Genomic DNA, 26,586 nt, shown 5'->3' on the forward strand with positions numbered 1-26,586 from the left:
CCGCGCGCCGGTTCGACAGCGGCGCGGTGCATACCGCGTGTCGACGTCCGGTCGGCGCGCGGATCCGTTTCAGCGGACGATCAGCGAATCACCCACGGCCAGCACGCCGTCCGATGCCACGTCGGCGTAGACGCCGATGCAGGGGGCGGGCTTGCCGCCCGCCCGGTTCGGGACGCGGTTGCGGTCGGTGACGGTGCGCAGCATGTCGCGCCGGGCCGGCACCTCCTGGTGCGGCAGCGTCACCATCACACACCGCGCCGTGCGCTGCGTCGGCACGAGCGCGACGGAACCGGCCTCGACACGCCGGCCCAGCCAGTCGTCCTCGACGAACCCGGTGTCGTCGGTCGAGACCACGAGGTTGGGCCGGAAGCGGCGCAGCGCGACACCGGCGGTGTCGCCCGTGCCGAGCGCCTCCACGGCGGCCGTCGTGAGCAGGTGCAACGGCGCCTCGTCGTAGGTGCGGGGGCGGGCCTCCAGGGTCAACGCACGCCCGGTCAGCTCGGACAGCAGCCCGGGGGTGCGCGGGTCGTCGCCGCGGGTGCACCGGCCGTCGGGCAGCGTGATCTCGAGGACGGACGGATCCGACGGGTCGGCGTCGTCGAGCAGGCGGGCACGGCACTCGAGCAGCCGCGACCAGGCCCGCACCTTCTTCGCTGACGCGACGGTGCCGGTCTCGGCGTCGATCACCGCCCACATGTGGTCGCCGCGCAGCCCGTCGGACTCGATCGCCGCCGACTGCAGTTGCTCGCCGCCGAACGACTTGACCGGGTAACGCCAGAGCTGAGAGACCTGCACAACGGGCCAGCATACGGACCGGTGTGTCCTTCGGGCGGTCGTGGCAGCCCGAAGGACGCACCGGCGCAGCCTAAGGTGTGGCGTATGAGCGATGATGCGACGCCGCGCCGTTGGGGCCTGACGATCCCCCTCGACGGCATTTCCCTGCCGGATCAGCGAAACCTGATCGCCGAACTGCCCGACCTCGGCTACACCGACGTGTGGTCGTCCGAGAGCAGCGTGGCCGACGCCTTCACGCCCCTGGCGCTGGCGAGCGTGTGGGCACCGACGCTGCGCCTGGGCACCGCGATCGTCCCGGTGTTCACGCGCGGCCCGGCCACCCTGGCGATCTCCGCGGCCACTCTCGCCGCCGCCGCCCCGGGCCGCTTCGTCCTCGGCGTCGGAACCTCGTCCAACGTGATCGTCGAGAAGTGGAACAGCACCCCGTTCGAGGAGCCGTTCAAGCGGGCCCGCGACACGCTGCAGTTCCTGCGCGCCGCGCTCGCCGGTGACAAGGTCACCCACAAGTACGACACGTTCGAGGTCAGCGGGTTCCGGGCCGGCCTCGTCCCCGATCCCGCCCCGCCCCTGCTGCTCGCCGCCCTGCGGCCCGGCATGCTGCGCCTCGCCGGACGCGAGGCCGACGGTGCGATCGTCAACTGGCTCTCGGCCGACGACGTGCGCACCGTCGCGCCGTACGTGCACGAGGGCGGAGCGGGCAAGGAAATCGTCGCCCGCATCTTCGTGCTGCCCGGCTTCGACGCCGAGACCGCCCGCAGCATCGGCCGCCGCATGATCGCCGCCTATATGAACGTCCCCGTCTACCGTGCCTTCCACGAATTCCTGGGCCGCAGAGAGGATTTCGAGGGCATGTGGCGGTTGTGGGGGGAGGGGGAGCGGTCGGCGGCCCTCGCCGCGATCCCGGATCACGTGGTGGATCAGCTGGTCGTGCACGGTCCGCCGGAGGCGTGCCGGGAGCACATCGAACGGTACGTCGAGGCGGGTGTGACCACCCCCGTGATCGCGATGACCACCGCGGGCGATCCTACGGAGATGATCCGGGCCCTCGCCCCACGCTGAGTACCGGATCCGCGCCGGGGCGGTCGACCGCGAATCGAGCGCGCCACTGTCCGGGACCCGTGCGGCAGTTCCGTGCCGATCGGTTCGGCGCCCAGCGTCGTCACGATTCGGTCGCGGCGGTAACGTCCCCGTCGGGCACCGACGACATTCCGGGCAGATCGACCGCTGGGAGGCCGCGATGCCTGGACCGGATCTGCGTCGGGTGACCGTCGCCGCCGACGACGGCCTGCCCCTGTCGGTACGGGTGCACGGACCCGCCGACGCGCCCGTCACGGTCGTGCTGGTGCACGGGCACTGCCTGCGCACCGACAGCTGGTCGGCGGTGCGCGAGCGCCTTGCCGGGCAGGCCGGCGCGGCGGTCCGCATCGTCGCCTACGACCAGCGCGGTCACGGCCGGTCGGGGGTCGGCGCGCCCGAGACGTACACCATCGAGCAGCTCGCCCACGACCTCGACGCCGTGCTGCGCACCGTCGTGCCCCGCGGGCCCGTGGTGCTGGCGGGGCACTCGATGGGCGGGATGGTGGCGATGGCCTACGCACGGCTGTACCCGGAGGCGATCGGCAGCCGCGTCGTCGCCGCCGCGCTCGTCGCGACCGCGGCGAGCGGCCTGGCCGACCTGGGGCTCGGCCGCTACCTGCGGCACCCGGCGGTGTCCGTGCTGCACCGCGCGGTGCGACGGGCACCGCGGGTGATGCAGGGATCGATGCGCGTCGGCGGGCGGATGTGCGCGCCGGTGGTCCGTCGCGGCACCACGGACTCGTGGGCGCGTTCGCTGGCGACGACCCTGACGAACGAGACGTCGATCGTGACGCTCTCGCGTTTCCTAGCGGCGTTCGCGGTGCTGGACGAGTCGGCGGCGCTGGCCGTGCTCGCGGCGATCCCGGTCCTGGTGGTCGGCGGGTCGGCCGACGAGCTGACCCCGTTCGCGCATTCGCGGGCCATCGCCGCGCGGCTGCCGGCCGCCGAACTGGTGCGGGTCGACGGCGCGGGGCACTCGCTCATCGTCGAGCGCGCCGACGAGGTGGCGGCCGCGCTGCTGCGACTGCTCACCCACGTTCGGGGGGTGGCCACCCCCGTCGGGGTCGTGTAGGCAGGAGCACATGACCGACACGCGCACCGACCAGCCCGCCGCCGTTCTCATCGCCGTCGACGAGGCCTCCGGCATCGGCCTGCTCACCCTGAACCGTCCCGATCAGCGAAACCCGTTGTCCGCGGCGGCGATGCGCGAGGTCACGATGGGACTGCGCGCGCTGTCCGCGGAGTCCGCGACCCGGGTGATCGTGATCCGCGCCGAGGGGCCGGTGTTCTCCGCCGGTCACGACCTGCGCGAGATGATCGGCCGCACCCTCGAGGGCGAGCGGGTCATCTTCGACACCTGCACCGAGATGATGCAGACCGTGCAGTCGGTGCCGCAGCCGGTGATCGCGTCGGTGCAGGGTGCGGCCGTCGCGGCCGGGTGCCAGCTGGTGGCGTCGTGCGACCTGGCGGTCGCGTCGTCGGACGCGGTGTTCGGCACCCCGGGGGTGAAGATCGGCCTGTTCTGCTCCACGCCGATGGTCGCGCTCAGCCGCGCGGTGGGGCGCAAGCGGGCCATGCAGATGCTGCTCACGGGCGAAACCATCGATGCGGAGACGGCCGCGGACTGGGGGCTGGTCAACTTCGTCGTCGACCCGGCGGCGCTGGAAACCGAGACCGCCGCGCTGGCCGCGAAGATCGTCTCGGCGTCGCCGGCGACGGTGCGGATCGGCAAGGAGGCCTTCTACCGGCAGATCGAGCTGCCGCAGGAACAGGCCTACGAGGCGATGGCCGAGACCATGGCGACCAACGCGATGATCTGCGATGCGCAGGAGGGCATGACCGCGTTCGTGGAGAAGCGCCGTCCCGTATGGCAGGGCCGCTAGGCTTATCGAGCGTTAAGTCTGGACCATTGGTTGGACGTCCTATAACGTGTCCGATCATGAGCTCAGACCCGCGCGCGAACACCGTCGACGGCGTGCTGCACCGCAGCGCCGCCCGCTTCCCCCACCGCACCGCCCTGCGGTTCGGCGACCGCACCCTCACCTACCGTGAACTCGACGACGCGGTCACCCGGGCGGCCGCCCGGCTGCGCGCGCTGGGCCTGGACCAGGGCGATCGCGTCGCCGCGTACGGCACCAACTCCGACGCCTACGTCGTCGGGTACCTCGCCGTTGCCCGGGCCGGCCTGGTACATGTGCCGATCAACTACGCGCTGCGCGGCGAGGAGCTGAGCTACCTGCTCGGCCAGTCCGGGGCGCGTGCCGTCCTCGTCGACCCCGCCCTGGCCGGCAACCTCGAGCAGGTGCTCGCCGACGTCCCGGCCGAACACGTCCTGCCGCTACGCGACGCCGACGACTCGCTGCTCACCGCCGCGTGCGCGGGCGAGGTTCCGGAACTCGACGTGACCGTCTCCGACGCCGACCTCGTGCAGTTGCTCTACACCTCCGGCACCACGTCGAAGCCCAAGGGCGCCATGATGCCCCACCGGGCGCTGGTGCACGAGTACACCTCGTCGATCGTCGCGCTGGACCTGGCTGCGGACGACAACCCGCTGGTCTGCATGCCGCTCTACCACTCGGCCGGCATGCACGTGTTCATGATGCCGTACCTGGCCGTCGGTGCCACGATCACGCTGCTGCCCGCCCCCGACATCCCGGAGATCCTCCGGCTCGTCGAGTCCGAGCGCATCGGCTCGCTGTTCCTCGCCCCCACGGTGTGGGTGCCGCTGGCGAACCACCCCGACCTCGAGACCCGCGATCTGTCGTCGTTGCGCAAGGCCCAGTACGGCGCGTCGATCATGCCCGTCACCGTGCTGAACCGGCTCCGCGGGCGCTACCCCGACCTGGGGTTCTACAACTGCTTCGGTCAATCCGAGATCGGTCCGCTGGCAACGGTTCTGCGCCCGGAGGAGCACGAGGACCGGCCGTCGTCGTGCGGGAGGGCGGTGCTGTTCGTCGAGACCCGCGTCGTCGACGCCGACGGCAACGACGTGCCCGACGGTGAGTCCGGCGAGGTGCTGTACCGGTCGCCGCAGCTGTGCCTGGGTTACTGGGAGAACCCGGAGGCCACCGCGGAAGCGTTCCGCGACGGCTGGTTCCACTCCGGCGACCTCGTCACGCGCGACGCCGAGGGCTACATCACCGTCGTCGACCGCATCAAGGACGTCATCAACACCGGCGGCATCCTCGTCGCCTCCCGGGAGGTGGAGGACGCGCTCTACACCCACGAGGCCGTCGCCGAGGTGGCGGTCATCGGCACGCCCGACGAGAAGTGGATCGAGGCCGTCACCGCCGTCGTCGTGCTGCGCGACGGCGCGGATGTCGACGAGCGCGACCTGATCGACCACGTCAAGCAGCGGCTCGCGCCGTTCAAGGTGCCGAAGCTCGTCCGGTTCGTGGACACGTTGCCGCGCAACCAGAGTGGCAAGCTGCTCAAGCGCGAGCTGCGCACCACGTGACCGAATGTCACATGAGTTCGATCGAAGTGGAGCGGTGTGACATTCGGTCACACGCGACGGAAGGCTGAAGGACACCGATGGTCAAGAAGCACGTGCCGTCCTGGCACGACGACGAGGTACAGGCGGTCTCCGAACTCGCCCGTGACTTCTTCGAGCGCGAGGTGATGGCCCGCGCCGAGAAGTGGGACGCGCAGCGGCGCATCGATCGCGACGTGTGGCTCGCCGCAGGCAAGCTCGGGCTGCTGCTGTGCTCGGTGCCGGAGGAGTACGGCGGCGGTGGGGGCACCTTCGCCCACGATCTGGCCGTCTTCGAGGCGCAGGGCTACTCGGGTGACCTCGCACTGGGCATCTCGGTGCACAGCGGCATCGTCGCCCACTACATCCTCGAGTACGGCAGCGAGGAGCAGAAGCGGACCTGGTTGCCCGGCATGGCCACCGGTGAGATCCTCGGCGCGATCGGCATGACCGAGCCGGGCGCCGGCTCGGACCTCAAGGCCATCAAGACCACCGCGATCCGCGACGGCGACACATACGTGGTCAACGGCTCGAAGACCTTCATCACCAACGGCTCGTCGGCCGACGTCATCGTGCTCGCCGTCAAGACCGACCCCAAGGCCGGTGCCAAGGGCGTGTCCCTGCTCATCGTCGACCTGCGCGACTGCCCCGGCTTCGCGGTCGGGCGGGTGCTGGACAAGGTTGGCCAGCACGGCGCCGACACCTCCGAGCTGTCGTTCACCGACGTGCGGGTGCCGGTGGCGAACCTGCTCGGCGGGAGCGAGGGGCAGGGCTTCGCGCAGCTGATGGCGCAGCTGGTGCAGGAGCGGCTGATCATCGGCGCGCAGGCGGCCGGCGCGATGGAGCGGGCGGTCGAGGAGACCGTCCGCTACACGAAGGAGCGGCAGGCGTTCGGGCACAGCCTGTTCGAGTTCCAGAACACCGCGTTCGAGCTGGCGGAGTGCCGGACCATCGCCCGGACGTGCCAGGTATTCCTGGATCACTGCATCGAGCAGCACCTGAAGGGCGAGCTCGACGACGCGGACGCCGCGATGGTCAAGTACTGGCTGACCGACAGGCAGTGCGAGGTGATCGACCGCTGCGTGCAGCTGCACGGCGGCTACGGCTACATGCGCGAGTACCTGATCGCGCGGATGTACGAGGACGCCCGCGTGCAGCGGATCTACGCAGGCGCCAACGAGGTGATGAAGCAGATCATCGCCCGCTCCCTCTGAGCCCGCCCCGGGTGGAGGGTTCCCGCGAGGAACCCTTCACCTGCCGGCCTGCCGGGTGTGGTGGGCCAGCACCTTCGCGAGCAGGACGGCGAGCTGGTCGCGCTCGGTCGGGTCGAGCGGCGCGAACGCCTCGTCCTGCGCCGCGACGAGCACGTCGTCGAGGGTGCGCAGGTGCTGCCGCCCGCGGCGGGTGACGCTGATGATGTTGCGGCGCCGATCGGTGGGATCGGGGCTGCGGTCGACGAGCCGCCGGTCGGCCAGCTCGTTGACGGTGGCGACGATGTCGCTGCGGTCCATCCCCGCGCGACGGCCGAGATCCGTCTGACACAGCGAGCCGTACTCCTCGAGTGCCGCGAGCGCGCGGTAGTGGTAGCCGCGGGCGTCGGCCTGGCCGAGCCGGTCGACCACCACCCGGTGCACGTGGCGGGCGGATTGGGTCAGCAGCCAGCTCGGGAGCCGCTCGAGCCTCGTGGGCGCGGTCGAAATGTCTGGGTCGGACATGCCACCAGGGTACGGTTCGACGGCCGGAATTCCGACGGTCAGCCGTCGGCGCCGCGGCAGCGCAGCCCCGCGGTACCGGGCCGACGATTCCGGCCCCGGCGGCGCGACCGGCGCGGGGGAACTGCTCAGCGCCCGCGGTGATCGGTGATCGGCGTGCGGGGTCCCCGTCGCGGGACCCGCCCCGCCCCGCCGGTCGCCATGATCAGTCGCACCGCTCGATAACGGTGCGGCCGAAGCGGTTCCAGGTACTTCACCATGCCGGCGTCGTCGAGTGGTGCGCCCAGCAGCGACCAGCCGACGATCGTCGCGAGGTGGTAGTCGCCCACCGACAGCGCGTCCGCGTCGCCGAAGGCGCGCTGCGCGACCTCGGCGGCGGTCCATACGCCCACGCCCGGGATCGAGCGCAGCTTCCGCTGCGCCTCGGCCGGCGCGAGGTCGACGAGCCGCTCGAGGCGGTCGGCCAGCCGGGCGCAGCTCACGACGGTCCGGGCCCGGCCGGGGTCGACGTTGGCGCGGTGGAACTCCCACGACGGGACGCGGCGCCACGTCTCGGCGGCCGGGGGCACCCGCATCCCCTCCGGTGCCGGACCGGGCGCGACGTCGCCGAACCACGTGACGAGCCGCCGCCACGACGCGAACGCGGCGACGCTGTGCACCCGCTGTTCGAGGATCGCCGGGACCAGGGCCTCGAGGACGCGGCCGGTGCGCGGGATCCGCAGGGCCGGCAGGCGGCGATGGGCCTCGGCCAGGCTCGGATGCTCGGGCCGGAACCCGGTCGGGTCGTCCTCGGCACCGAGAAGGGTGGGAAGGTGTGCCGACAGTTCCTCGGCCCCGGCACCCCACGCGTGGCAGCGCACGCCGCGCGGACCGTCCTGCACGAGCCGGTAGGTGACCGGCCCCGACGCCAACCGGGACGTGCGCCACACGGCCTGCCCGTCGCGGCGATGGCAAGGGTCGTAGGGCCCGCGCTGCAGGGGTTGCAGCGTCAGCGCGACGTCCACCGGCCGGGGCAGCTCGGCGCGGACGACGAGCGCGCCGGTGCTGGGTGGAGCAGGGGAGGGCACCGGTCCACCGTACTGTGCGACGAGGTGACCGTGCGACGAGGTGCGGATCGAAGGCGGCGACCCGCCGAGCGTGCGCTTCTCGCGCCGACACGCCGATGGGTGCCGCGATTTCTGCGCAGCCGCGGCGCGTCGGCGCCTCGGGCGCGACGTCGCCCCTGCCACGGGATATGGTCTGGCACATGATCATCGTGAGCACCGACGGTTCCTGCCTTCGCAATCCGGGCGGCGCCATCGGATGGGCGTGGGTCAATCACGAGGGACCGAGCCGCTCGGGCGGGGAGCACTCGGGCACCAATCAGATCGCCGAGCTGCGGGCGCTGCTCGAGGCGCTGAAGGCCCATCCCGGTCCGGAACCGATGATCATCGAATCCGACTCGCAGTACGCCATCAAGTGCGCCTCGGAATGGTTGCCGGGCTGGAAGCGCAAGGGCTGGAAGACGGCGACCGGCGCGCCGGTGAAGAACCTCGATCTGGTCCAGGCCATCGACCGCGTCCTCGCCGACCGGTCCGGGCCGGTGCGGTTCCGGTGGGTGCGCGGACACGTCGGCAACCACTTCAACGAACTCGCCGACACCCTCGCGGGCGAGGCGGCGCGCGCGCAGGCGGCGGCCCCGCCCGTCTCCGAACCGGCCGGGCCCGAGCCGACCGCCGCGGCTGCGCGGCCCGAGCCGACCGCCGCACCCGCGCGGGCGAAGAAGGTGGTGCGCCGGACGGTGAAGGTGGTCGAGGAGGTCGAGCTCACCCTCTTCTGACGAGCCCTCAGAATCCGCCGGCAACCTCGATCACCGCGCGCCCGGTGAACTTGCCGGCCCGCACGAGGTCGAGCGCGGGCACCAGCTCTCGCGCGGGGATGTGGCGGGTGATGTCGGCCAGGTGCCGGGGCCGCAGGTCGCCCGCGAGGCGCTCCCACAGCGCCCGGCGCGGGCCGATGGGCAGCTGCACCGAGTCGATGCCCAGCAGGGCGACGCTGCGCAGGATGAAGGGCATCACCGTGGTCTGCAGGGCGGCGCCGCCGGTGAGTCCGCTGGCGGCGACCGCGCCGCCCCACTGGACGGTGCTGAGGACGTGGGCGAGTGTGGCGCCGCCGACGCAATCCACGGCCCCGGCCCAGATCGCCTTGCCGAGCGGTCGCGGCTTCGCGTCGGGGTCCTCGGGCAGCCGCCCGATCACCGAGGCGGCGCCCAGTTCGGTGAGCAGGTCGTGGGCTTCCGGCTTGCCGGTCGAGGCGACCACCTCGAATCCGGCGGCGGCGAGCAGGTCGACGCTGACGGTGCCCACGCCGCCGGAGGCGCCGGTGACGACGACGGGCCCGTCGTCCGGGGTCAGGCCGTGCCGCAGCAGGGCCTGCACGCTCAGCGCCGCGGTGAATCCGGCGGTGCCGATGGCGGCGGCGTCGGCTGTGGAGAGTTCGCCGAGCCGGACGAGCTGGTCGGCGGGGACGCGGGCGTACTCGGCGTAGCCGCCGTGGCGGCCGGTGCCGATCTCGTAGCCGTGCGCAAGGACCCGGTCCCCGGGCGCGAAGTCGGGGTGATCGGAGGTGACGACCTCACCGGCAAGGTCGATGCCGGGAATGATCGGGTAGTTGCGGACCACGCCGCCGCGCGGGACGACGGCGAGGGCGTCCTTGTAGTTGATGCTCGAATGCAGGACGCGGACGGTGATGCCGTCGTCGGGCAGCATCGTCTCGTCGACGGTCTCGGGGGCGAAGTCGATCGCGTCGTCGTGCTCGCGCGCGACCCAGGCGGAGAACGTGGTGGAGGTCATGGGTCCGACCGTAGTGGGCGGCGCGCTCGTCCGTGGGGCGACACGACCCTTGCCAACGGTAAGTAAAGGCATGCTAAGTTAGGCAACGCTTGGCTGAGTTCGAGGCGGTGGGTGGGGCTGCGCGGGTGGCTCCGTCTACCTCGGAAGTTCAATTTTCAAGGAGATTGCCCATGCGTATCCGGTTGTCCGCCGCCGTCGCGTTAGTCGCGGCCGCCTCGCTCGGGCTTTCCGCCTGCTCCTCCGACACCTCCTCCGACACCGCGGCGGAGACCGGCGAGACCGTCGTCATCAGTCACGCCCAGGGCGATACCGAGGTGCCCGTCGATCCCGAACGGGTCGTGGTCTTCGACCAGAGCGTGCTGCAGTCCATGATCGACCTCGACCTGCCCGACGCCGTCGGCGTCCCCGCGCTCACGAATTGGCCCGAATCGTTCGCGCGTTACCGGGGCGACGACGTCGCCAAGGTCGGCTCGCTGTTCGAGCCCGACTTCGAGGCCGTCAACGCCCTCGAGCCCGACCTCATCATCGTCGCCGCCCGGTCGGCCACCAGCTACGACGCGCTCAGCGAGATCGCCCCGACCGTCGACCTCTCCGTCGACGCCAAGGACTTCCTCGCCAGCGTCGCGAAGCAGAACCGCAACCTCGCCACCATCTTCGGCGCCGAGGGCGCGTTCGAGGAGAAGTTCGCCGGCATCGAGGCGTCGTTCGACGCGGTGTCCGCTGCCGCCGCACAGGCGAACCTGCGGGGACTCATCACGCGCGTCGAGGCCGCCGAGGTCACCGCGTACGGACCCGGCTCCCGGTACGGGATCATCCACGACCTCGGCGTCAAGCCCGTGTCGGAGACCTTCGCCGACGACGTCGCCCACGGTGACGCCGTGTCCTTCGAGTACATCGCCCAGGCCGACCCCGACCTGATGTTCGTTCAGGACCGCGAGGCACCCCTCGGCGACACCACCGGCCCCAACGCGTCCCGAGTCCTCGACAACCCGCTCGTCGGCGGCACCACCGCCGCGAAGGAAGGCCGGATCACCTACCTCGACCTGTACACCTGGTACATGGCGCCGAGCGCGCTGAGCTCCGTCCAGTCGCAGATCGACGTCGTCGGGCAGGCCGTCGGCAAGGCCGCGGCGGCATGACCGCCTCCCGCCCGTGAGCTCCCCGGTAACGACCGGCAGGGCCGGCGACCGCACCCCGCGTGCGGCCGCCGGCCCCGCCGCGCGTCTGCGTCCCGTCCTGATCGGCGCGGCGCTGCTCGCCGTCGCCGCCTTCGCGTCCCTGTTCGTCGGCGTCGCCGACGTCACCCCCGCCGACCTGCTGCGCGGCGACACCGCGACCCTCGAGGTGTTCTTCGTCTCGCGCGTGCCCCGCCTGATCGCGATCCTGCTCGCCGGCGCCGCCCTGAGCGTGTCCGGCCTGATCATGCAGCACCTGACCCGCAACCGGTTCGTGGCGCCGGACACCGCCGGCACCGTCGAATGGGCCCTGCTCGGCATCCTCGTCGCCACCCTGTTCCTCGGCGGACAGTCCGTGCTCGGCAAGATGCTCGTCGCCGTCGCCTTCTCCCTCGTCGGCACCTTCCTGTTCCTGCGGCTCCTGCGCCGCGTCCGGTTCACCGACATGATCGTCGTGCCGCTCGTCGGCCTCATGTTCGGCGGCGTCGTCATGGCCGTCACCACGTTCTTCGCCTACCGGCTCGAACTGATGCAGGCCCTGAACACCTGGACCAGCGGTGACTTCTCCGGCATCCTGCGCGGCCGCTACGAGATCATCTGGGTCGTCGTCGCCGTCATGGCCGTCGCCTATCTGTACGCCGACCGCTTCACCGTGGCCGGCCTCGGTGAGGGCTTCGCGAAGAACCTCGGCGTCCCGTACCAGCTGGTGATCAACATCGGGATGGTCGTCGTCGCCGTCACCACCGCCGTCGTCACCGTCGTCGTCGGCGCCATCCCGTTCCTCGGTCTCGTCGTGCCCAACCTTGTCACCCTGGCGCTCGGCGACAACCTGCGCCGCGTCCTGCCGATCACCGCGCTCGCCGGCGCCGGATTCGTGCTCGCGTGCGACGTCGTCGGCCGCGTCCTCCGCTACCCGTACGAGATCCCGGTCGGCACCGTCGCGAGCGTCGTCGGCGCCGTCGTGTTCATCGCGCTGATCCTGCGCACCCGGCGAGGTGCGCGATGAGCCCGGCCGTCGCCGCACCCGCCGTGACGAGTCGCCGGAACCCTGCCCGTGTGCTCGTCGTGCTCGCCGTCGTCGCCGCACTGGCGGTGCGCGCCTACCTGTTCCTCTTCGTCACCGGCTCGTGGGACTTCGCCATGAAGATCCGCGGCCGGCAGGTGCTGTCGATGGTGCTCGTCGGCTACGCCACCGCCTTCGCCGCGGTGATCTTCCAGACCGTCACCAACAACCGCATCCTCACCCCGGGCGTGATGGGTTTCGACAGCCTGTTCATGCTGCTGCAGACCCTCGTGGTGTTCCTGTTCGGCGCGAGCGCCCTCGCGACACTGGATCCGCGCCTGAAGTTCGGGGTCGAGGTGCTCGCCATGGTCGGCTTCGCGCTCGTGCTGTTCCGATGGCTCTTCGACCGCGGATCCCGCGACCTGTACGTGCTGGTGCTCGTCGGCATCGTGCTCGGCGCGCTGTTCGGTGGGCTGTCGTCGCTGGTGTCGCGGCTGATCGACCCCAACGACTTCATGACCCTGCAGGACGTGCTGTTCGCCAGCTTCAACAACGTGCAGGTCGACCTGCTCGCCGTGTCGGCCCTGCTCGTCGTCGCGGCGACGGCGTTCTCGGTGCCGCTGCTGCGTCAGCTCGACGTCGTCGCATTGGGCCGCGAGCACGCGATCGGCCTCGGCGTCGACCACCGGCGCGTCGTCACCCGCGCGCTGATCGTCGTCGCGGTGCTGGTCTCGGTGTCTACAGCGCTCGTCGGGCCCATCACGTTCCTCGGGCTGCTGGTGGCCAACCTGGCCCGGGAACTCGTCGGCACGTTCCGGCACCGCTGGACGGTGCCCGCCGCGACGCTCGTCGCGATCGTCGCCCTGGTCGGCGGGCAGTTCGTCCTCGCCCGGCTGCTCGACTACAACTCGAGCCTCATCGTCGTCGTCAACTTCGTCGGCGGCATCTACTTCATCTCCCTGCTCGTGAGGGGTGCGCGCCTGTGATCACCGTTCGGGACCTCGCCAAGAACTACGCCGGCACCACCGTGCTCGGGCCCGTCGACCTCGACGTCCCGCGCGGCGGCCTCACGTCGATCATCGGTGCCAACGGCGCCGGCAAGTCGACACTGCTGACCATCGTCGCGCGGCTGCTCGACACCGACGCCGGATCGGTCAGCATCGACGGGCTCGACCTGCGGGCCACCCCCTCGGACGCGCTGGCGAAGAAGCTGTCGGTGCTGCGCCAGGACAACACCACGGCGGTGCGGTTGTCGGTGCGCGAACTCGTCGAGTTCGGGCGATTCCCGCATTCGAAGGGCCGGCTCTCGGCGGCCTGCCACGACGCGGTCGACCGCGCCCTCGAGTACACCGGCCTGGGCGGGTTCGAGTACCGCTTCCTCGACCAGCTCTCCGGCGGACAGCGGCAGCGCGCGTTCGTCGCGATGGTGCTCGCGCAGGACACCGACTACGTGCTGCTCGACGAACCGCTCAACAACCTGGACATGAAGCACTCGCAACACATGATGCAGCTGCTGCGACGCATGGCCCACGAGATGGGCAAGACCGTGATCCTGGTGATCCACGACATCAACTTCGCGTCGTGCCACTCGGATCGCATCGTCGCGATGCGCGACGGTGCCGTCGTCGCGGACGGGGGCGTCGACGAGATCCTGCAGCCCGAGGTGCTGCGCAAGGTGTACGACATGGACATCGCCGTGCACGAGATCGACGGCCGTCGCATCGCCGTGTACTTCTGAGGCGCCTCCGGCGCCGGTGTGTCCTTCGGGCGGCTGGGGCAGCCCAAAAGACGCACCGGCGACGGGGTCGCTACCTTCGGGTGATGGACGAAGCGCAGCAGGTGGCCGACTTCCGGGCCCGGCACGGCCTCAACGGCCTTATCGACGTGCACACCCACTTCATGCCGTCGAACGTGATGGACAAGGTGTGGAGCTACTTCGACTCCGCCGGGCCGCTGGTGGGCCGGGCGTGGCCCATCACCTACCGGCACGCCGAGGAGGAGCGCGTCGAGCGGCTGCGGGGTTTCAGGGTCCGCCGGTTCACGGCGATGCTCTATCCGCACAAGCCCGCGATGGCCGCGTGGCTGAACGCGTGGGCGGTGGACTTCGCGGCCCGCACCCCCGATTGCCTGCACACCGCGACGTTCTATCCCGAGCCCGACGCCGCCGGCTACGTGGCCGCGGCACTCGAGCACGGGGCACGGGTGTTCAAGTCGCACATCCAGGTCGGCGACTACGACCCCAACGACCCGCTGCTCGACCCGGTGTGGGGACTGCTCGAGGATGCCGGCGTGCCGATCGTGATCCACTGCGGATCGGGACCGGCTCCGGGGACGCACACCGGGCCCGGACCGATCGCCGCGCTGCTGGAACGGTTCCCGCGGCTGGCGCTGATCGTCGCGCACATGGGCATGCCGGAGTACCGCCAGTTCCTCGATCTGGCGGAGAAGTACCCGCGGGTGCACCTGGACACCACCATGGCGTTCACCGACTTCACGCAGGAGTCGATGCCGTTCCCGGAGGACGAGCTGCCGCGGCTGCAGGCACTGGGTTCGAAGGTGCTGTTCGGCAGCGACTTCCCGAACATCCCGTACCCGTACGTCCATCAGCTCGAGGCGGTCGAACGGCTCGGTCTCGGCAGCGAATGGGTCCGCGCGGTGTGCTGGGACAACGCACAGGTCTTGTTCGGCGCGGTGTGAGCCGGGGGCTGTGTGGCCGAATGTCACATGGGTTCGATGTGATCGAACCCATGTGACATTCGGCCCCTCTCACGTGCAGCAGTTGGGGTCGAGGACGAGACGCAGTGCCTGCAGAGCCTCGTTGCAGGCGCGATGGTGGACGTTCATGCCGCGGCGCGTGGACTGCACCATCCCGGCCTTGCGGAGCTGGCCGAGGTGGTGGCTGACGGTCGACTCCGTCAGGCCCACGGCCGACGCCAGGTCGCACGTGCAGACGTCGTCCTCCCGCGTGGTGAGCAGGATCGACATCAGCTGGATCCGGGTCGGGTCGGCGAGCGCCTTGAGCCGCAGCGCCACCTCGAGGGCGGCTGCCTCGCTCATCGGTGCGGCCGAGACCGGCGCGCAGCAGATGGGGGCGGAGACGTCGATGACCGGGAGCGCCTTGGGCATGTCTCCATCATCCACCCCTCTTGACATATGTCAAAAAGAGGGTGACAGTGGGCGTACTAATTCGATGTATGTCTCACAGGTGGAGGTCATCATGTCCCGCGTTCAGCTCGCCCTCAACGTCGACGATCTGCAGGAGGCCGTGACGTTCTACTCGAAGTTGTTCGGCACCGAGCCGGCGAAGGTGAAGCCCGGCTACGCGAACTTCGCGATTGCCGAGCCGCCGCTGAAGCTCGTCCTGATCGAGAACGCGGGCAAGGGCGGCTCGATCAACCACCTCGGGGTGGAGGTGGAGTCGAGCGAAAAGGTGCACTCCGAAATCGCCCGCCTCACGGACGAAGGGCTGTTCACCGACGAGGAGATCGGCACCACGTGCTGCTTCGCCACCCAGGACAAGGTGTGGGTCACCGGCCCGGCGGGGGAGAAGTGGGAGGTCTACACCGTCCTCGCCGACAGCGACACCTTCGGCACGAGCCCGAAGCTGCTCGACCAGGGCGAGAACTCGGAGGGAGTCTGCTGCGGCACCGCCGCCGAGCAGGAACCGGCGACCGGCACCGAGAAGGCGCCCGCCGCGACGACGTGCTGCTGAGCGACACCCACGGGCCCGCTACGGACGCATGTCCGTAGCGGGCCCGATCCGTCGGAGACGGGTCGTCGGGACGTCCGTGCCGCCGCAATCCGGTGCCGGACACCCGGCCGGAGCCCTATCGTGAGGGGATGACTGCCGACGAGCGCAGTGGCGGGGCGACGGGCGGGCGTCCGGCCCGGCCGTCGGAGGAGCTCACACCGCTGCCGGATCTGGTGCACGGCCGTCCCCGCGCGGGGCCGGTGCGCCGGCGTCGGCCCGTGTATGTGGACCTGTTGCCGCCCTGCAACGCCCGCTGCCCCGCCGGGGAGAACATCCAGGCCTGGCTGGCGCACGCGAAGGCCGGCCGCTACGAGCAGGCCTGGCGGCAGTTGGTCGCCGACAATCCGTTCGCCGCCATCCACGGCCGGGTGTGCTACCACCCCTGCGAATCCGTCTGCAACCGCGCCACTCTGGACAGCGCCGTGTCCATCCATTCGGTGGAGCGGTTTCTCGGGGACCGGGCGCGCGAGCAGGGCTGGATGTTCGAGCCGCCGCCCGCCCGCAGCGGCAAGCGGGTACTGGTGATCGGTGCCGGACCGAGCGGGCTGTCCGCTGCCTGTCACCTCGCCCGCCGCGGCCACGACGTCGAGATCCGCGACGCCGGCGCCGAGCCCGGCGGGATGATGCGCTACGGCATCCCGAACTACCGGCTTCCGCGCGACGTGCTCGAGGCGGAACTGGAGCGGGTCGCGGCGCTGGGCGTGGAGCTGACCTGCAACCACCGGGTCGAGGACCTCGCGGCGGAACGCGCCGAGGGTGGTTTCGACGCGGTCTTCGTCGCGGTCGGCGCGCATCTGGCCAAACGGGTCGATATCCCGGCCTGCGACGCGGGCACGATGATCGACGCGGTGTCGTTCCTGCGCGGTGTCGCCGCCGGGGAACCCCCGGCCGTCGGGCGGCACGTTGCCGTCTACGGCGGCGGCAACACGGCGATGGACGCGGCCCGGGTGGCCCGCCGGCTCGGGGCCGAGGACGCGGTCATCGTCTATCGCCGCACCCGCGAGCAGATGTCCGCCCACGAGGAGGAAGCCGAGGACGCCGAACGCGAAGGCGTACGGATCAACTGGCTGCGCACGGTCACCGCCTTCGACGGTCCCGAACTGCAGGTCGAGGTCATGGAACTCGGCGAGTCCGGTCGTCCGCGGCCGACCGGACGTTTCGAGACCCTGGCCGCGGACACCCTGATCATGGCGATCGGCCAGGAGACCGAGTCGGCGTTCATGCGCACGCTGCCCGGAGTCGAGTTCGAGCGCGACGGCAGCGTGCGGGTGGACGGGTCGCTGATGACCGGTTGCTCCGGGGTGTTCGCGGGCGGCGACATGGTGCCCGGCGAGCGCACCGTGACGGTGGGGGTGGGGCACGGGAAGAAGGCGGCACACCACATCGACGCCTGGCTGCGCCGAGTGCCCGACGAGCGGCCTGCCAAGCATCCGATCGCGACGTTCGACCAGCTGCACCTGTGGTACTTCGCCGACGCGGATCGGCGGGTGCAGCCCGAACTGCCTGTCGAGCAACGTGTTTCCGGGTTCGACGAGGTGGTCGGCGGGGTATCGGCCGAGGCGGCGACGTTCGAGGCGGGCCGGTGCCTGTCGTGCGGCAACTGCTTCGAGTGCGACGGCTGTCTCGGCGCGTGCCCGGAGGACGCGATCGTCAAGCTGGGTGCCGGCCACGGCTACCGGTACGACTACGACAAGTGCACCGGCTGCGCAGAGTGCTTCGAGCAGTGCCCGGTCCACGCCATCGAGATGTTTCCGGAGCCGACATGACGCGTGCCACGGTGGACGGTAACGAGGCGGCCGTGTCGGTTGCCTACCGGCTCAACGAAGTGTGCTGCATCTATCCGATCACCCCGTCGTCGGCGATGGCCGAGCTGGCCGACGAATGGTCCAGCCGGCACCGGCCGAACGTGTGGGGCACCGTGCCGAGTGTGGTGGAGATGCAGAGCGAGGGCGGCGCGGCGGGCGCGCTGCACGGCGCGCTGCAGGGCGGGGCACTGGCGACGACGTTCACCGCGTCGCAGGGGCTGCTGCTGATGATCCCGAACATGTACAAGATCGCCGGTGAGCTGACCTCGGCGGTCATGCACGTCGCCGCCCGGTCCCTGGCCGCGCAGGGACTGTCGATCTTCGGTGACCATTCGGACGTGATGGCGGTGCGCCAGACCGGGTTCGCGTTGCTCGCCTCGGCCTCGGTGCAGGAGGCGCACGATCTGGCGCTGGTGGCGCAGGCCGCCACCCTGCGGACGCGGGTGCCATTCGTGCACTTCCTCGACGGCTTCCGCACCTCGCACGAGCTCAACACCATCGAGACGCTGGCCGACGACGACCTGCGGGCCCTGGTGCCCGAGGAGCTGATCCGCGAGCACCGCGGACGCGCGTTGTCGCCGGAGCGGCCGTTCATCCGGGGCACCGCGCAGAACCCGGACACCTACTTCCAGGCGCGTGAGACGGTCAACCCGTTCTACGCCCGGGTTCCGGCGGTGGTGGACGAGTTGATGGCGCGGTTGGGAGAGCGCACCGGCCGCGACATGCGCATCGTCGACTACACCGGGCACCCCGAGGCGGAACGGGTGCTGGTGCTGATGGGGTCCGGGGCGCACACCGCGGCCGAAACCGCTGCCGCGCTCACCGCCCGCGGTGAGCGGGTCGGGGTGGTGCAGGTGCGGCTGTATCGGCCCTTCCCCGCCGAGGCGCTGTCGGCGGCGCTGCCGGCGACGGTGCGCACGATCGGCGTGCTGGACCGCACCAAGGAACCGGGTTCGCTCGGCGAGCCGCTGTATCTCGACGTCGTCGCGGCCCTCGTCGAGGCACATGCCGACGGTGAGCGGGCCGTCATGCCCCGGGTCTGCGGCGGACGCTACGGCCTGTCGTCGAAGGAATTCACGCCCGGCATGGTCGCCGGCGTCTTCACCGAGCTCGCCCGCGAGCGGCCCCGGCGCCGGTTCACCGTCGGCATCGACGACGACGTGTCCGGCACCAGCATCACCTACGACCCGTCCTTCGACATCGAATCCTCCGACACCGTGCGGGCGATCTTCTACGGCCTGGGCTCCGACGGCACCGTCGGGGCCAACAAGAACACCATCAAGATCATCGGCGACGAGGAGCACCTGCACGCGCAGGGCTACTTCGTCTACGACTCGAAGAAGTCCGGCTCGCAGACCGTCTCGCACCTGCGCTTCGGGCCACGGCCCATCCGCGCACCGTATCTGGTGAGCCGCGCGGACCTCGTCGGCTGCCATCAGTTCCGATTCCTCGACAAGATCGACGTCCTGGGGCCGGCCGCGCCGGGAGCGACCCTCCTGCTGAACTGCAGACACCGGCCGGACGAGGTCTGGGACGCGCTGCCCCGCCGGGTCCAGGAACAGATCCTCGACAAACGGATCACGCTGTATGCGGTCGACGCGGGCCGGATCGCTCGTGAGGTCGGGCTCGCCGGGCGGATCAATGTCGTGCTGCAGACCTGCTTCTTCGCGATCTCGGATGTGCTGCCGCGCGAGCAGGCCGTCGCCCGGATCAAGAAGTCGGTGGAGAAGACCTACGGCAACCGCGGAGCCGACGTGCTGCGGCGCGAACTGGCCGCGGTGGACCGGGCATTGGAAGAGCTGCACCGGATCGATGTGCCCGACCGGGTGACCACCACGCGGGTGCCGGCGCCGATCGTGCCCGAGTACGCGCCCGAGTTCGTCCGCACCGTCACCGCGGAGATGATGGCCGGGCGCGGGGACACCTTGCCGGTCAGCGCGTTTCCCGTGGACGGCACCTACCCGAGCGGCACCACCGCCTACGAGAAGCGCAACATTTCGGAACTGGTCGCGGTGTGGGACCCGGACACCTGCATCCAGTGCGGAAACTGCAGTTTCGTCTGTCCGCACAGCGTGATCCGTACCAAGTTCTACGACAAGTCCCACTTGGACGGTGCCCCGGGGCAGTTCGGCTCGGCGGCATTGGGCGCTGTGGGCCTGCCGGATGCCCGGTACACCCTGCAGGTCTACGCCGAGGACTGCACCGGATGCGGGCTGTGCGTCGAGGCCTGTCCTGCCGTGGCCCCCGGCGCGACGGTGACCAAGGCCATCAACCTCGCCCCCCGCGAACCACGGGTGGCCCCCGAACGCGAGAACATCACCTTCTTCGAGACGCTGCCGACGGCCGACCGGGCTCGGGTGGACTTCGGCACCGTCCGCGGAACGCAGTTCCTCGAGCCGCTGTTCGAGTTTCCCGGCGCCTGCGCGGGCTGCGGGGAGACCCCGTACCTCAAGCTGCTCTCCCAGCTGTTCGGCGACCGGTTGATGATCGCGAACGCCACGGGCTGCTCGTCGATCTACGGCGGCAATCTGCCCACCACCCCCTGGACGACCAACGCGGACGGACGCGGCCCCGCCTGGTCCAATTCCCTGTTCGAGGACAACGCCGAATTCGGGCTCGGGTTCCGGCTGGCCGCCGACGAGCACACCCGGCTCGCCCGGCGGCGCCTGACCGAACTGCGGGAGGCGATCGGTGCCGACCTCGTCGACGACATCCTGACGGCGCCGCAACTGCGCGAGTCCGAGCTGCGCGCCCAGCGGGAGCGGGTGGCCGAACTCGAAACCCTGCTCGCAGAGCTGGATCCCGCCGTAACCGCCGACCTGCGCAGTGTGCTCGACCACCTGGTGCGGCGCAGCGTGTGGATCGTCGGCGGCGACGGCTGGGCCTACGACATCGGTGCCGGGGGCCTCGACCACGTCCTGGCCAGCGGCCGCAACGTCAACGTCCTCGTCCTCGACACCGAGGTGTATTCCAACACCGGGGGGCAGATGTCCAAGGCCACCCCGCTCGGGGCGATCGCGAAGTTCGCCGCCGGCGGCAAGACGGTCCCGATGAAGGATCTCGCGTTGCAGGCCATCGCCTACGGCAACGTCTACGTCGCCCGGGTCGCGATGGGCGCCGATCCGCAACACACGTTGCAGGCGATGCGGGAAGCCGAAGCCTACGAGGGGCCCTCGCTCGTGATCGCCTACAGTCAGTGCATCGCGCACGGCATCGACATGCGTCACGGGATGGACCAGCAGTACCGGGCGGTGGCCAGCGGGCACTGGCCGCTGATCCGCTACGACCCGGTGTTGCGGGCGGCCGGGCAGAATCCGTTCCTGCTCGATTCGCACCGGCCGAGGATTCCGCTCGAGGACTACCGCAGCCGCGAACTACGGTACCGCGCGCTCGCCAACACCGATCCGGCGGAATACGACCGGCTCCTCGGCCTCTCCGAGGAGGCGATCGCTCAGCGCTGGGACCGGTACGAGGACATGGCGTCGCAAGGGTCGCACCACTTCACCGCCGACGCCCGCAAGGACCGCTGATGGACCTGTCGACGCGGTATCTGGGCCTGGCCCTGCCGAACCCACTGATGGCGGCGGCATCCCCGCTGTCCCGCACGGTCGACGGTGTCCGACGGCTCGCCGGGGCAGGCGTCGGTGCGGTGGTGCTCTATTCGCTGTTCGAAGAGCAGCTGCTGCGCGAAGCGGAGCGCAATGCGGCACTGACCGAGCACGGTTCGCAGAGCTACGCCGAGTCCCTCTCGTACTTTCCGGAGGAAGCCGTCGAGGACCACGGACCGCGCCGCTACCTGAGTCTGCTCGAACGCGCCGCGCAGGCGGTCGCCGTCCCGGTGATCGGCAGCCTGAACGGCGTCACCCCGGGCGGGTGGGCGGGCTACGCCCGGTCGATGCAGGACGCCGGTGCGGCCGCGATCGAGCTGAACATCTACTACCTGCCCGGTGATCCGCACATCAGCGGCCGGGACGTCGAACAACGGCACCTCGACGTCCTGGCCCGGGTCGCGGACGCCGTCACCGTGCCGGTGGCGGTCAAGGTGAGCCCCCAGTTCAGTTCGATCGCCGAGATGGCGCTTCGCCTCGACGAGGCCGGGGCCGACGGGCTGGTGCTGTTCAACCGGTTCCTGCAGCCCGACATCGATCCCGAAACCCTCGCCTTGGTGCCTGCCGTGACCCTCTCGACCGCTGCGGAAACCCGGCTGCCGCAGACCTGGATCGCGTTGCTGCGTGGACGGGTGCGTGCCGACCTGGCCGCGACCACCGGCGTCGAGGACGCCACCGACGTGATCAAGTACCTGCTCGCCGGCGCGGACGTCGTGCAGTCCGCCTCGGCGTTGCTGCGCCACGGTCCCGACTACGCCGCTGTCCTGCTCGACGGCGTGCGCGAGTGGATGCGCCGCAAGGGGTATCGCAGCGTCGACGAGTTCCGGGGGATGCTCGCCGTGCCGCCCGGCGCGGACGGGACCGGCCGCGGACGGGGCGACTACGTGAGCGCGCTCCGCGAGGCCGACCACCGCGCCTACGGCATCCCGTGAGCCGAGGTGGCCGAGTTCATACGCGGTGTGGTCCCGGCGAACCGGGGCCGGCGCCCGGTGCGCCGAGTGCGCCACCCGGGGGCAATTCCACCGCGACGATCCCCGCCCGCTGGGCGTGGTGGACGAATTCGGCGCCCGGACCGAAGAACAACCGGGGGCGTACGGCGTCGAGGCCGATCGGCCACAGCGTGCCGTAGTGGATCGGCACCGCCAGGCCCGCTGCCACCAGGCGCGCGACGACCGCGGCCCGGGACGGGTCGAGGTGGCCGTTGCCGAGGGTCGGACCCCAGCCCCCGACGGGTAGCAACGCGAGGTCCACCGGGCCGACGTGGTCGGCGAGGTCCGGGTACAGGTCGGTGTCGCCGGCGAAGTAGGTCCGCCGGTCCCCCTCGACGACGTACCCGATCGCCGGGGCGAGTTCCGGGCCGCGTCGCCAGCGCCGCCCGTCGTGTCGGGCGGGCACGGCGCGCACGGTGAGCGTGCCGATCCGTGTCTCGTCGCCGGGCCGCAGCGGCACCAGGCGGTCGGCGAATCGGCGCAGCGCGGGCAGGCCGTCGATCGCCCGCCACGGGGCCACGATCGGAACGTCCGGGTCGAGCAGCCGCAGCGACGGCAGGTGGGTGTGGTCGGCGTGCAGGTGCGAGAGCAGGACGGCGTCCGGGTTGCGCACGTGCGGCCCGATCGGGGTGGGCCCCCGGCGGCGGCGCAGATGCGCGACGCGGTCGGTCAGCACCGGATCGGTCAGGACGACCGTCCCGCGGTCCATGATCAGCGCGCTGGCATGTCCGAGCCAGCGCACACCGGATGTGGCGGCATCCGGACCCGGTGGCGTGCTCACGACCCTTACGATTCCAGACGAGGGAAGGGGGCGCGATGCGCACGGTGGGCGGCATGGTGCGGGTGCTCGTCGAGTTCCTGGTGCTGTGGGGGTCGTCGGCGCTCGCGCTCATCGTGCTCGACCGCATCCTCGACGGCATCACCCTGGACCCGTCGGGCTTCACTCCGCTACCAACGCTGCCGGCCGCGCTGGTGCTCGCGTTGGTGTTCGGCCTCCTGAACGCGGCGCTGTGGCCGGTGATGATGCGGTTGATGTCGTGGATCGGTCCGGTGCTGCTGTTCGTCGGGGTGTTCGTGGCGGGCGGTGTGATCATGCTGTTGACGCTCTACCTGGTACCGGTCGCGTCGGTGGACCAGCGCCGGGATGCGTTCTACCTCGCGGCGCTGCTCTCGCTGTTCACCTCCGTCGTCTCGGGCGCCATCGCGTCCCGTTCCGATACCGCGTACCGGCTGATGCAGGTGCGCCGACAGCGGTTCCGGTTGCGTCGCAACACCGCACTCGTGGACGCGTCCCCGGGGCTGCTGTGCATCCAGATCGACGGCCTCGGCTACGACGTGCTGCGTCGCGCGATCGCCGACGGTGTGACCCCCGCGCTGGCGAAGTTGGTGCGCGAGACCCACCGGCTGATGCCGTGGCACACCGACTGGAGCAGTCAGACGGGTGCGACCCAGCTGGGCGTGCTGCACGGCTCCAACCACAACGTGCCGGCGTTCCGCTGGTACGACAAGACCACCGAGCACGTCTCGGTGTTCAGCAACCCGGTCGACAACGAGCAACGCGAACTCGAACGCACCCACATCCCCGGCCTGCTGGCGCACGACGGTACGAGCCGGGGCAACCTGTTCACCGGCGGCGCGCACGACAACGTGCTCGTCGTCAGCCGGATGCGCGGTGCCCGCCTCGGCGGCGGTGCCGGCTACAGCCACTACTTCGCCGACCCGGCGAGCGCGCTGCGCACGTTCATCCGGATGCTCGCGGAACTGCAACGGGAACTACGCCAGTCGCTGCGGCAGAAGCGGAAGGACATCCAGCCGCGGGTGCCGCGGGGCGGGCTCTATCCGTTCGTGCGGGCGTTCGCGACCGTGCTCGCCACCGATGTCGCCGTCGCGGCGGTGGTGGGCGATCTGATCAAGGGGCGCAGCGTCGTCTACGTCGATCTGATCGGCTACGACGAGGTGTCGCACCACTCCGGCATCTCCCGGCCCGAGACCCTCGCGGTGCTGACCAAACTCGACGACGTCGTCGAGATGCTGCTCGCCGTGGTGGCGCAGGCCGATCGGCCCTACCGCGTCGTCGTGCTGTCCGACCACGGGCAGAGTCAGGGCGCGACCTTTCTGCAACGCTACGGGGAAACCTTGGGGCAGTTGGTCATCCGGCTGGCCACCCGGCGCGAACCGGCGAAGCGCCACTGGTACGAACGCGAATCCGACGTCTCCGCCCAGCCCGGGTCGGAGGGGCGCGCCTACGCCGCGGCCAGCGTGCACTCGCCGGCCGCCGCCGAGGAGGCACACGCCTGCGCGGGTGAGCCGATCGTGCTCGGCTCGGGCAACCTCGGCCTGGTCTACTTCCCGCACCTGCCCGGACGCGCCGACGTCCACGCCATCGAGGCCGCCCACCCCGGTCTGCTCACCGGGCTGCGCGAGCATCCCGGGATCGGCTTCCTGCTCGTGGCCGCTCCCGGGGGGTCCGTGGTGCTCGGGCCCCACGGCGAGGTCGACGTGACCACGGGGAAGGTCACCGGCCGGAACCCGCTGGCGGTGATGGGCCCCGACGCGCTGGCGAAGGTGCGTCGCACCGACACCTTCGACAACGTTGCCGACATCATGGTCGGCGGCACGTACTGGCCCGACACCGACGAGGTCGCGGCGTTCGAGGAGCAGGTCGGCTCGCACGGCGGCATGGGCGGACCGCAGAGCACTCCGTTTCTCGTCTACCCCGCCGATCTGCCCGCCCCGCCCGAACCGCTGCACGGCGCCGAAACCGTGCACACGGTGCTCGTCGGCTGGCGGGATTTTTCGACGGGGCCGCGCCCAGCGGTGACGAAGCAGGACGCGACGACTGGTGCGGATGACCCGGGACGCCCGGCATCCCGGGGCTGACCGCGGGACAGACCGGCCGAGGTCGCTGTCCCAGCGTCACCACCGCCTCGACCCGGCAGCCCCTGTGCCCGCTCACGAGCGCCGGCTCACCGCGACCGTGTGTTCGATTGACCCGAGGCGGCGTCGTCCGGACCGGGCGTCACGGATGTGTGATCGGGTAGTTCTGCAGGAACCGGGCTTCGACCAGGGACATCGCCGCGATCTCGGTGGGGTCGACGCTTTCGTTGGGGGCGTGGATCAGGGCTTGGGGTTCCTCGACGCCCATCAAGATGATCTCCGCGCCGGGGTAGGTGTCGGCGAAGACGTTGCACAGGGGAATCGATCCGCCCTGTCCCAGCATGGCCATCGGCCGGCCGTAGGCTTCCTGCATGGCCGCGTCGAGGGCCCGGTAGGCGGGTCCGTCGGTGCGGGCCCGGAACGGGGATCCGGAGGCTTCGACTTCGACTTCGACGGCGACTCCCCACGGCGCGGCGGCGTGCAGATGGGCGCTCAGGGCTTGTTGGGCCTGTGCTGGTTCGAGTCCGGGAGGGATGCGCAGATTCAGGCGGGCGCGTGCTCGCGGGGCGATCGCGGCCGCCGAGCCGAGCACCGACGGGCAATCGATGCCGAGGATGGTCAGGGCCGGGCGTGCCCAGAGCATGTCGGAGACGGTGCCGTCGCCGAGCAGCGATTCGGTGGCGAGCATGCCGGCGTCCGTACGGAACTGTTCGGGCGGGTAGGTCTGACCCGTCCAGGTCTGGGTGTTGTCCAGGCCTTCGACGGTGGTGTTGCCTGCGGTGTCGCGCAGGGTCGCCAGCATGGCCACCAGGGCGGCGAGAGCGTCCGGGGCGGCGCCCCCGAACATGCCCGAGTGCAGTTCGGAGGCGAGGGCGTCGACGGTGACGACGACGTTGACCATGCCGCGCAGGCTGACGGTGGCGGCGGGGTGACCGACGGCGGCGTTGCCGGTGTCGCACACGAGGATCGCGTCGGCCCGCAGGAGATCGGCGTGGTCTGGCACGAAAGCTTCCAGGCCCCCGGTGCCCTGCTCCTCCGAGCCTTCGACGACGAGTTTCAGGTGCACCGGCAGTTCGTCGCCGAGGGCTCGCAGCGCCGTCAGATGGACGAGGATGTTGCCTTTGCAGTCGGCGGTCCCGCGACCGTACCAGCGTCCGTTCTTCTCGGTGAGCTGAAACGGGGGTGTGTGCCAGGCACTCTCGTCGAGCGGGGGTTGGACATCGTAGTGGGCGTAGAGCAGCACGGTGGGGGCGTGCGGGTTCGGGCAGGGCCGCGATCCCACCACGGCCGCACTGCCGTCGGCGGTGTCCTCCAGACGGGCATCGGTGAAGCCGAGCCGGTGGAACGCCTCCCGCACCCACTGGGCAGCACGGTGGCATTGTTCGGGAGGATACCGGCGGGGGTCGGCCACCGATTGCAGGGCGACGAGTTCGGTCAGTTCTTCTCGCACCTGCGGCATCAGGTCGGCAATGCGTTCTCTCAGGTCCATCG

23 protein-coding genes are annotated in these 26,586 nt (G+C 70.8%); 16 read left to right on the forward strand and 7 right to left on the reverse strand.

What is annotated here, in order from left to right; all coding sequences use genetic code 11:
• Positions 1–69 precede the first annotated feature (69 nt).
• Positions 70–795: an MOSC domain-containing protein gene (locus A4U64_RS00920; protein ID WP_065922003.1), complete on the reverse strand. Its 726-nt coding sequence runs from the start codon at positions 793–795 to the stop codon at positions 70–72.
• An 84-nt stretch (positions 796–879) separates the two neighbouring features.
• Here A4U64_RS00920 and A4U64_RS00925 point away from each other — a divergent pair, with 84 nt between their 5' ends.
• From A4U64_RS00925 to A4U64_RS00945, 5 genes are all read left to right on the forward strand, one after another.
• Entirely contained in the window at positions 880–1,854 is a 975-nt protein-coding gene (locus A4U64_RS00925; RefSeq protein WP_065922004.1) for an LLM class F420-dependent oxidoreductase, read from the forward strand.
• A 202-nt stretch (positions 1,855–2,056) separates the two neighbouring features.
• The gene (locus A4U64_RS00930; RefSeq protein WP_006939810.1) at positions 2,057–2,944 is read left to right on the forward strand and encodes an alpha/beta fold hydrolase; all 888 of its coding nucleotides are present in this window, start codon (positions 2,057–2,059) and stop codon (positions 2,942–2,944) included.
• A gap of 10 nt (positions 2,945–2,954) precedes the next feature.
• A complete protein-coding gene (locus A4U64_RS00935; protein ID WP_065922005.1) occupies positions 2,955–3,755 on the forward strand; it encodes an enoyl-CoA hydratase in 801 nt (266 codons plus the stop codon).
• A gap of 56 nt (positions 3,756–3,811) precedes the next feature.
• The gene (locus A4U64_RS00940; protein ID WP_065922006.1) at positions 3,812–5,329 is read left to right on the forward strand and encodes an acyl-CoA synthetase; all 1,518 of its coding nucleotides are present in this window, start codon (positions 3,812–3,814) and stop codon (positions 5,327–5,329) included.
• A gap of 77 nt (positions 5,330–5,406) precedes the next feature.
• Complete coding sequence (locus tag A4U64_RS00945) at positions 5,407–6,558, forward strand: acyl-CoA dehydrogenase family protein (RefSeq protein ID WP_006939807.1); 1,152 nt, start codon at positions 5,407–5,409, stop codon at positions 6,556–6,558.
• Positions 6,559–6,594: 36 nt separating this feature from the next.
• Here the strand turns inward: A4U64_RS00945 and A4U64_RS00950 are convergent, their stop codons facing one another.
• Both A4U64_RS00950 and A4U64_RS00955 read right to left on the reverse strand, forming a co-directional pair.
• Positions 6,595–7,059, reverse strand: coding sequence for a MarR family winged helix-turn-helix transcriptional regulator (locus tag A4U64_RS00950; protein ID WP_006939806.1), 465 nt, complete (start codon positions 7,057–7,059; stop codon positions 6,595–6,597).
• A gap of 125 nt (positions 7,060–7,184) precedes the next feature.
• A complete protein-coding gene (locus A4U64_RS00955; protein WP_006939802.1) occupies positions 7,185–8,123 on the reverse strand; it encodes a DNA-3-methyladenine glycosylase family protein in 939 nt (312 codons plus the stop codon).
• A 179-nt stretch (positions 8,124–8,302) separates the two neighbouring features.
• On the opposite strand from A4U64_RS00955, the gene A4U64_RS00960 reads away from it, so the two are divergent.
• Positions 8,303–8,875 carry a ribonuclease H family protein gene (locus tag A4U64_RS00960; RefSeq protein ID WP_065923376.1) on the forward strand — a complete coding sequence of 191 codons (573 nt, stop codon included), beginning with the start codon at positions 8,303–8,305 and terminating at the stop codon, positions 8,873–8,875.
• A 7-nt stretch (positions 8,876–8,882) separates the two neighbouring features.
• Here A4U64_RS00960 and A4U64_RS00965 read toward each other — a convergent pair whose 3' ends face one another.
• Positions 8,883–9,887, reverse strand: coding sequence for an acrylyl-CoA reductase family protein (locus A4U64_RS00965; RefSeq protein WP_006935722.1), 1,005 nt, complete (start codon positions 9,885–9,887; stop codon positions 8,883–8,885).
• Positions 9,888–10,057: 170 nt separating this feature from the next.
• Here A4U64_RS00965 and A4U64_RS00970 point away from each other — a divergent pair, with 170 nt between their 5' ends.
• The 5 genes from A4U64_RS00970 (at position 10,058) to A4U64_RS00990 (ending at position 14,762) form a co-directional block, all read left to right on the forward strand.
• Positions 10,058–11,026: a siderophore ABC transporter substrate-binding protein gene (locus A4U64_RS00970; protein WP_006935723.1), complete on the forward strand. Its 969-nt coding sequence runs from the start codon at positions 10,058–10,060 to the stop codon at positions 11,024–11,026.
• Between the two features lie 13 nt (positions 11,027–11,039).
• Positions 11,040–12,068, forward strand: coding sequence for an ABC transporter permease (locus A4U64_RS00975; RefSeq protein ID WP_006935724.1), 1,029 nt, complete (start codon positions 11,040–11,042; stop codon positions 12,066–12,068).
• The gene (locus A4U64_RS00980) at positions 12,065–13,051 is read left to right on the forward strand and encodes an iron chelate uptake ABC transporter family permease subunit (protein WP_232334143.1); all 987 of its coding nucleotides are present in this window, start codon (positions 12,065–12,067) and stop codon (positions 13,049–13,051) included. Before A4U64_RS00975 ends, A4U64_RS00980 begins: the two co-directional genes overlap by 4 nt.
• Positions 13,048–13,803 (forward strand): iron ABC transporter ATP-binding protein, encoded by a 756-nt coding sequence (locus A4U64_RS00985; RefSeq protein ID WP_065922008.1) that lies wholly within the window; start codon positions 13,048–13,050, stop codon positions 13,801–13,803. The genes A4U64_RS00980 and A4U64_RS00985 overlap by 4 nt, the downstream gene beginning before the upstream one ends.
• A gap of 83 nt (positions 13,804–13,886) precedes the next feature.
• The gene (locus A4U64_RS00990) at positions 13,887–14,762 is read left to right on the forward strand and encodes an amidohydrolase family protein (protein WP_044475904.1); all 876 of its coding nucleotides are present in this window, start codon (positions 13,887–13,889) and stop codon (positions 14,760–14,762) included.
• Positions 14,763–14,831: 69 nt separating this feature from the next.
• On the opposite strand, the gene A4U64_RS00995 is transcribed toward A4U64_RS00990, so the two are convergent.
• Positions 14,832–15,191, reverse strand: coding sequence for an Rv2640c family ArsR-like transcriptional regulator (locus tag A4U64_RS00995; protein WP_006935749.1), 360 nt, complete (start codon positions 15,189–15,191; stop codon positions 14,832–14,834).
• A 91-nt stretch (positions 15,192–15,282) separates the two neighbouring features.
• On the opposite strand from A4U64_RS00995, the gene A4U64_RS01000 reads away from it, so the two are divergent.
• The 4 genes from A4U64_RS01000 to A4U64_RS01015 all read left to right on the forward strand — a co-directional run bounded on the left by A4U64_RS01000 (position 15,283) and on the right by A4U64_RS01015 (position 22,161).
• Positions 15,283–15,777 (forward strand): ArsI/CadI family heavy metal resistance metalloenzyme, encoded by a 495-nt coding sequence (locus A4U64_RS01000; protein WP_029546394.1) that lies wholly within the window; start codon positions 15,283–15,285, stop codon positions 15,775–15,777.
• A gap of 128 nt (positions 15,778–15,905) precedes the next feature.
• On the forward strand, positions 15,906–17,582 hold the full coding sequence (locus A4U64_RS01005; RefSeq protein WP_065922009.1) for an NAD(P)-binding protein: 1,677 nt from the start codon (positions 15,906–15,908) through the stop codon (positions 17,580–17,582).
• Complete coding sequence (gene nifJ, locus A4U64_RS01010; protein ID WP_065922010.1) at positions 17,579–21,151, forward strand: pyruvate:ferredoxin (flavodoxin) oxidoreductase; 3,573 nt, start codon at positions 17,579–17,581, stop codon at positions 21,149–21,151. The genes A4U64_RS01005 and nifJ overlap by 4 nt, the downstream gene beginning before the upstream one ends.
• Positions 21,151–22,161 (forward strand): dihydroorotate dehydrogenase-like protein, encoded by a 1,011-nt coding sequence (locus A4U64_RS01015; RefSeq protein ID WP_065922011.1) that lies wholly within the window; start codon positions 21,151–21,153, stop codon positions 22,159–22,161. The genes nifJ and A4U64_RS01015 overlap by 1 nt, the downstream gene beginning before the upstream one ends.
• 16 nt (positions 22,162–22,177) lie before the next feature.
• Here A4U64_RS01015 and A4U64_RS01020 read toward each other — a convergent pair whose 3' ends face one another.
• Complete coding sequence (locus A4U64_RS01020; RefSeq protein WP_006945056.1) at positions 22,178–22,999, reverse strand: MBL fold metallo-hydrolase; 822 nt, start codon at positions 22,997–22,999, stop codon at positions 22,178–22,180.
• A 35-nt stretch (positions 23,000–23,034) separates the two neighbouring features.
• Here A4U64_RS01020 and A4U64_RS01025 point away from each other — a divergent pair, with 35 nt between their 5' ends.
• Complete coding sequence (locus tag A4U64_RS01025; protein WP_065922012.1) at positions 23,035–25,098, forward strand: phage holin family protein; 2,064 nt, start codon at positions 23,035–23,037, stop codon at positions 25,096–25,098.
• A gap of 139 nt (positions 25,099–25,237) precedes the next feature.
• On the opposite strand, the gene A4U64_RS01030 is transcribed toward A4U64_RS01025, so the two are convergent.
• Positions 25,238–26,584, reverse strand: a complete 1,347-nt coding sequence (locus tag A4U64_RS01030) for a dipeptidase (protein WP_029546389.1) — start codon at positions 26,582–26,584, stop codon at positions 25,238–25,240.
• Between the last annotated feature and the right edge of the window lie 2 nt (positions 26,585–26,586).

The sequence above is a fragment of the Rhodococcus sp. WB1 genome (genome assembly GCF_001700945.1).
GTDB classification, from domain to species: domain Bacteria; phylum Actinomycetota; class Actinomycetes; order Mycobacteriales; family Mycobacteriaceae; genus Rhodococcus; species Rhodococcus aetherivorans.